Annotated in this window: 7 protein-coding genes; 6 read left to right on the forward strand and 1 reads right to left on the reverse strand. The window is 71.3% G+C overall.

Going from position 1 to position 5,960, the window contains the following annotated elements; genetic code table 11:
* The coding region (locus C1I98_RS33755; protein ID WP_368773555.1) for a diacylglycerol/lipid kinase family protein at window positions 1-529 on the forward strand (529 nt) is incomplete at its 5' end.
* A 286-nt stretch (window positions 530-815) separates the two neighbouring features.
* Window positions 816-1,064 carry a WhiB family transcriptional regulator gene (locus tag C1I98_RS33760; RefSeq protein ID WP_111171400.1) on the forward strand — a complete coding sequence of 83 codons (249 nt, stop codon included), beginning with the start codon at window positions 816-818 and terminating at the stop codon, window positions 1,062-1,064.
* A 173-nt stretch (window positions 1,065-1,237) separates the two neighbouring features.
* On the opposite strand, the gene C1I98_RS33765 is transcribed toward C1I98_RS33760, so the two are convergent.
* Window positions 1,238-2,746: a sensor histidine kinase gene (locus C1I98_RS33765; protein ID WP_111171396.1), complete on the reverse strand. Its 1,509-nt coding sequence runs from the start codon at window positions 2,744-2,746 to the stop codon at window positions 1,238-1,240.
* 104 nt (window positions 2,747-2,850) lie between these two features.
* Between C1I98_RS33765 and C1I98_RS33770 the strand changes: the two genes are divergently transcribed.
* From C1I98_RS33770 to C1I98_RS33785, 4 genes are all read left to right on the forward strand, one after another.
* A complete protein-coding gene (locus tag C1I98_RS33770) occupies window positions 2,851-4,017 on the forward strand; it encodes an 8-amino-7-oxononanoate synthase (protein WP_111171397.1) in 1,167 nt (388 codons plus the stop codon).
* Window positions 4,014-4,733 carry a GntR family transcriptional regulator gene (locus tag C1I98_RS33775; protein ID WP_111171398.1) on the forward strand — a complete coding sequence of 240 codons (720 nt, stop codon included), beginning with the start codon at window positions 4,014-4,016 and terminating at the stop codon, window positions 4,731-4,733. Before C1I98_RS33770 ends, C1I98_RS33775 begins: the two co-directional genes overlap by 4 nt.
* The gene (gene bioD / locus C1I98_RS33780; RefSeq protein WP_111171399.1) at window positions 4,733-5,446 is read left to right on the forward strand and encodes a dethiobiotin synthase; all 714 of its coding nucleotides are present in this window, start codon (window positions 4,733-4,735) and stop codon (window positions 5,444-5,446) included. The genes C1I98_RS33775 and bioD overlap by 1 nt, the downstream gene beginning before the upstream one ends.
* A 41-nt stretch (window positions 5,447-5,487) precedes the next feature.
* Window positions 5,488-5,960: thiamine pyrophosphate-binding protein (locus C1I98_RS33785; RefSeq protein ID WP_267898101.1), on the forward strand; the 473-nt coding region annotated here is incomplete at its 3' end.

The raw sequence follows: 5,960 nt of genomic DNA on the forward strand, positions 1-5,960 counted from the left end.
GAGCAGGTACTTCACGTTCTGCTCGGGGATGGGGTTCGACGCCGAGGTCATCCGAGCGGTGGAGGGGTTGCGCGGGGCGGGTTTCCGGGCGACCCCGGCCCGCTATGTCACCACTATGCTGCGCCACTATTTCATGACAGATCGCCGTAATCCCCCGATGACTTTGCGCGGGCCGGGCATCCCCGAGGCGGACGGGGTGTTCCTGGCGATCATCTGCAATACCACACCGTGGACCTACATCGGCGACCAACCGGTCAGCCCGACACCCTGGGCGAGCTTCGAGACCGGGCTCGATCTGCTGGGCCTGCGCCGGCTCGGAGTGGCGGCGATCCTGCGTACCGCGCCCCAGATCGTGGGAGAGCCGGACCGGCTGCCCAGCGGCGGGCACCTCACCCAGCTCCATGACGAGGCGGAGTTCACCCTCACCGCGTCGCGCCCTGTGGCATTCCAGCTCGACGGCGACTACCTTGGGGAACGCGAGCAGGTGACCTACCGGTCCATCCCTGCCGCGTTACAAGTTCTGCTCTAGGTGGATACTTTGCGTCACAGTGTGACGCATCCGACAGCTATTTCCAGCAAAACTTCGCCCCAAACCTCTTGCGTGCACTCAGCGTGGCTGACAATCTCAAGTTGACGTCGGAACGTAGGACGTTTGAGCCAGAGACCCCGGCCCAATCGCCCACCGGCGATCACTGAACAGCCGATCCTGTGCCCACCATGGCCCGGGAGGTCGTTCGCGGGAGTTAGTGAAACTCTTCACAAAGTATGAGACGACCGGAGCCGACCGAGCTCCACCTGACGAAGGAGTGGACCGCATGGACTGGCGCCACGTAGCTGCCTGCCGTGACGTGGACCCCGAGTTGTTCTTCCCCATCGGCAACACCGGGCCCGCTCTGCTGCAGATCGAAGAGGCCAAGCAGGTCTGCCGTCAGTGTCCGGTCTCCGAGGCCTGTCTTCAGTGGGCGCTGTCCTCCGGGCAGGACGCCGGTGTCTGGGGCGGGCTCAGCGAGGACGAGCGCCGCGCGCTCAAGCGGCGTACCGCCCGTGCCCGCGCCAACGTCTGACCGGCCCCCTGACCGCACACGCCACCATCTCGAACATCGCGAAAGACGATACGAACCTCTCTACGTCCCCGAGTGGCACTTGATTGCCACTCGGGGACGCAGTATATGTGTGCGATCCCACACCGGGTGACACGGGGTCGCCCAAAGGCCCACAGACCGGCCGTCCCTGACGCTCACTGGCTCGGTGGCGCCGGCAGCGGCAACGACAGCCCGACCTCGGTGCCCCCGCCCTCGCGCGGTTCCACGCGCAGCCGCCCGGACAGCTCGCTCACCACCAGCGTGCGCACGATCTGTAGCCCCAGGCTGGTCGAGTTCTCCAGGTCGAAGTCGGCGGGCAGGCCCTTCCCGTCGTCCACCACCAGCACGTCCAGGCGTTCGGTCGCGCGCGACACCACCACCGACAGCCGCCCGCTCTGCTGCGCGAAACCGTGCTGCATGGCGTTTTGCAGCAGCTCGGTGAGCACCATCGCGAGCGGCGTGGCGATCGCCGCGGGCAGCACCCCGAACGAGCCCTCCCGGCGCGGCGTGACCTGCGCCTCCGGCGAGGAGACCTCCCCGGTCATGGCGATCACCCGGTCGGCGATGTCGTCGAAGTCGACGAACTCCTCGGGGGCGTGCGACAGCGTCTCGTGCACGATGGCGATCGAGCCGACCCGGCGTACCGCCTCCTCCAGGGCCTCCCGGCCCTCGCGCACCTGAAGCCGCCTGGCCTGGAGGCGCAGCAGCGCGGCCACGGTCTGGAGGTTGTTCTTCACCCGGTGGTGGATCTCGCGGATCGTGGCGTCCTTGGTCATCAGCTCCCGCTCGCGCCTGCGCAGCTCGGTGACGTCCCTGATGAGCACCAGCGCGCCGATCCTGCCGCCGCCCACGATCAGCGGGATGGCCCGCAACTGCACGATCGTGCCGCCCGACTCGACCTCGGTCTCCCGGGGCGCGCGCCCGGCCGCCACGATCATCAGTGACTCGTCCACCGGCTCGTCGCCGTAGCACAGGGCGGCCGTGACCTTGCCCAGCTCGGCCCCGACCAGGTCGGCGTTGAGCCCGAGGCGGCGGTAGGCCGACAGGGCGTTGGGCGAGGCGTAGGTGACCCGGCCGGCGCGGTCGAGCCGCAGCAGGCCGTCGCCGACGCGCGGCGAGCGCACCAGGATCGGCTCGTCGCCGGAGAACGGGAAGCGGCCCTCGGCCACCATCTGGGCCAGGTCGGAGGCGCTTTGCAGGTACGTCAGCTCCAGCCGGGAGGGCGTACGGGCCGACGAGAGGTTCGTCGAGCGCTGGATCACCCCGACGAAGCTGCCGGCGGGCACCTCGGCCGCGTAGCCGCCCTCGACGGCGGCCCGGCGTACCGGGATCGTCTCCTCGCGCACCGGCACGCCGCTGGACCAGTCGGGGTCGCCCTCGCGGCAGATCCGCCGCTCGTCCCAGGCCGTGTCGATGAGCGGGCGCTCGCCCTTGGCCACCACCGACCCCACCACGTCGTCGTGGTAGACGGTCGGCCCGGTGGTCGGGCGCATCTGCGCGACCGCGATCCAGCCGGACCCGTCACGCAGCGGCACCCACAGGATGAGGTCCGCGAAGGACAGGTCGGCGAGCAGCTGCCAGTCGGAGACCAGCGAGTGCATCCAGTCCAGGTCGGCGTGGTCGAGTGCGGTGTGGCTGACCGCGAGGTCGCTGAGTGTCGGCACCTGTGCATCATGCGTGCTGTAGCGCTCCGGGTCCAAACCGGGCGCGCGCACGCCATGTCACTACCCGTTGCCGAACACGCGCGCGGTACTTGCGACAATGCGGTATGCACCCCACCCGGTCAGACCCGTTGGCGCGTTTTAGGGACGCCGCCGCCGCGCGTGCGGCAGCGGGGCTCAAACGCGCGCTGCGGCCCCGCGCCCCCGGCGACCCTGTGATCGACGTCGCCTCCAACGACTATCTGGGCCTCGCCAGGGACCCGCGGCCGGCGCGGGCCGCGGCCGAGGCCGCCATCGCCTGGGGCACCGGCTCCACCGGCTCCCGGCTGGTCACCGGGTCCACCACGTTGCACGCGGAGCTGGAAGAGGCGTTGCGGAGGTTCGCCGGCGCGCCCGCCGCGCTGGTGTTCTCCTCCGGCTATCTGGCCAACCTGGCGGCGGTCACCGTCCTTTCGGGCCGCGGCACGCTGGTGGTGTCCGACGAGGGCAACCACGCCTCGATCGTGGACGCCTGCCGCCTGTCGCGCGCCCGGGTCGTGGTGACGCCGCACAAGGACGTCACCGCCGTGGAGAAGGCACTGGCCGATCGCGACGAGGAGCACGCCCTGGTGGTCACCGACTCGGTGTTCTCCGTGGACGGCGACCTCGCACCGATCGCGGCGCTGCACGCGGCGGCGGTACGGCAGAGCGCGCTGCTCCTGGTGGACGAGGCGCACGCGATGGGCGTGGTGGGCGAGGGCGGCAGGGGCGCGGTACACGCCGCCGGGCTGGCCGGCGACCCCAGGGTGGTGCGCACGCTCACGCTGTCGAAGTCGTTCGGCTCCCAGGGCGGCGCGGTGCTCGGCCCGCCGGAGGTGATCGACGCGCTGGTGGACACCGGGCGGCCGTTCATCTTCGACACCGGCCTCGCGCCCGCGTGCGCCGCCGCGGCGCTGGCCGCCGTGCGGATCGTGGAGGGCGCGCCCGAACTCCCCGGCCGGGCCAGGTCCATGGCCCGGGAGCTGGGCGCCATGGTCACCGGGCTCGGCCTGCCCGATCCCGGGCTGCCCGCGGGGGCGGTCGTGCCGGTCGTACTGGGCCGTCCGCAGGTCGCGCTGCGGGCGGTGGCGATCTGCGCGGACCACGGAGTGCGCGCCGGATGCTTCCGGCCGCCCTCCGTTCCAGAAGGCCGTTCGTGTCTGCGGTTGACCGCACGGGCCGATCTGGGTTGCGATGATCTCGCGGTGATCAAACGCGCGCTCACCGCCGTGTCCGAATTGAAGGTGAACGCGTGACAGAAGATTCCCCTCGGGTTCCGAAGTACTACGACGTGAAACGGAGCCTGCTCGATCTGACCAAGAGCCTGTCGCCGGGCAGCGCCCTGCCGCCGGAGCGCACGCTCGCGCTGCGCTTCGCCACCTCCCGCACCACGGTGCGGCAGGCGCTGACCGAGCTGGTGGTCGAAGGGCGGCTGCTCCGCATCCAGGGCAAGGGGACCTTCGTCGCGCAGCCCAAGGTCGCCCAGGTGCTCCAGCTCACGTCCTACACCGGTGACCTGCGCACGGTCGGCCTGGAACCGGACACCAAGATCCTCGACATCAGTTACGTGAGCGCCGACGAGACGCTCGCGCGGCGGCTGGCCATCAACCCCGGTGGGCGGGTGCTGCGCATCCACCGGCTCCGGCTGGCGAACGGCGAACCGATGTCGGTGGACACGACCCATCTGTCGGCGCGCAGGTTCCCCCGGCTGCGCCGGGAGCTCGAAGGCCACTCGTCCCTCTATGAGACCCTGCACAACGCCTACAGCGTCCGGCTCACCGACGCGGAGGAGATAATCGAGACCGTGCTGGCCACGCCGTACGACGCCCAGTTGCTGGCGGTGGACGTCGGGCTGCCGATGCTGCTGCTCACCCGGCACGCCTTCGACGCCGACGGCAACCCGGTGGAGTGGGCGCAGTCCCTGTACCGGGGCGACCGGTACAAGTTCGTCACCCGGCTGCGAAGGCCGTGATGAGCATCCTGGTCGTCACGGGCACCGACACCGGCGTCGGCAAGACGGTGGTCAGCGCGGCGGTGGCCGCGCTGGCGCTGGCGCGCGACGTCCCGGTCGCGGTGGTCAAACCCGCGCAGACAGGGGTGAGCGCCACGGAGCCGGGTGACCTCGACGAGGTGATCCGGCTCACCGGGGTGCGCTCGACGTTCGAGCCGGCCCGCTTTCCCGACCCGCTGTCCCCGGCCGCCGCCGCCCGCGCGGCCGGGCTCCCCCCGGTGTCGCTGCGGATGGTCGCCGACCGCGTCCTCGAACTCGCCGAGACGCACCGGCTGGTGATCGTCGAGGGGGCGGGCGGGCTACTGGTCCGGTTCGACGAGGACGGCGCGACCATCGCCGACCTCGCGCGGATGCTGCGCGCTCCGGTGCTGATCACCGCGCGGGCCTCGCTCGGCACCCTCAACCACACCGCGCTCACGCTGGAGGCCCTGGCCGCCCGCGGGCTGGAGACCGCCGGGGTGGTGATCGGCTCCTGGCCGGCGCAGCCGGGGCTCGCCGAGCGGATGAACGTCCCCGACCTGGAGATGCTGGCCGCCCGGCCGCTCGCCGGGGCGCTGCCCGAGGGGGCCGGGGCACTGGATCGCACGGCTTTCGCCGACGCCGCCAGGGCCGGGCTCTCCCCCGCCCTCGGAGGGTGTTTCGACCCCGCCGCGTTCCGGGACGGGCTCGCCTGATGACTGTCCCCGCTATGTGACTCACTGGTAGGTTCGGCCGCATGGAGGCATCGAGACACGCGGGCGACGTCGCCGTCGCCGTCGCCGGTTCCTACGGCGTGGAGACCATGTTCACCCTCTCCGGCGGGCACGTCTTCCCGCTGTACGACGGCGCCGTACACGAGAAGATGCCGATCGTGGACGTGCGCCACGAGCAGAGCGCCGTCTTCGCCGCCGAGGCGACCGCCCGGCTGACCCGCAGGCCCGGGCTCGCGGTGCTGACCGCCGGCCCCGGTGTCACCAACGGCGTCAGCGGCATCACCACCGCGCGTTTCAACGGTTCTCCGCTGGTCGTGCTGGGCGGGCGGGCCCCGCAGTCCCGCTGGGGCAGCGGTGCGCTCCAGGAACTGGACCACCCGCCGCTGCTCGCCCCGGTCACCAAGCTGTCCTTCACCGCCGCGTCGGCCGAGAGCGTCGGCCAGGACGTCGAGAGCGCCTTTCGCACCGCCATCGCCCCTGTCTCTGATACACATCT

The organism is Spongiactinospora gelatinilytica (genome assembly GCF_003236385.1).
In the GTDB taxonomy this organism is placed as follows: Bacteria; Actinomycetota; Actinomycetes; order Streptosporangiales; family Streptosporangiaceae; genus Spongiactinospora; species Spongiactinospora gelatinilytica.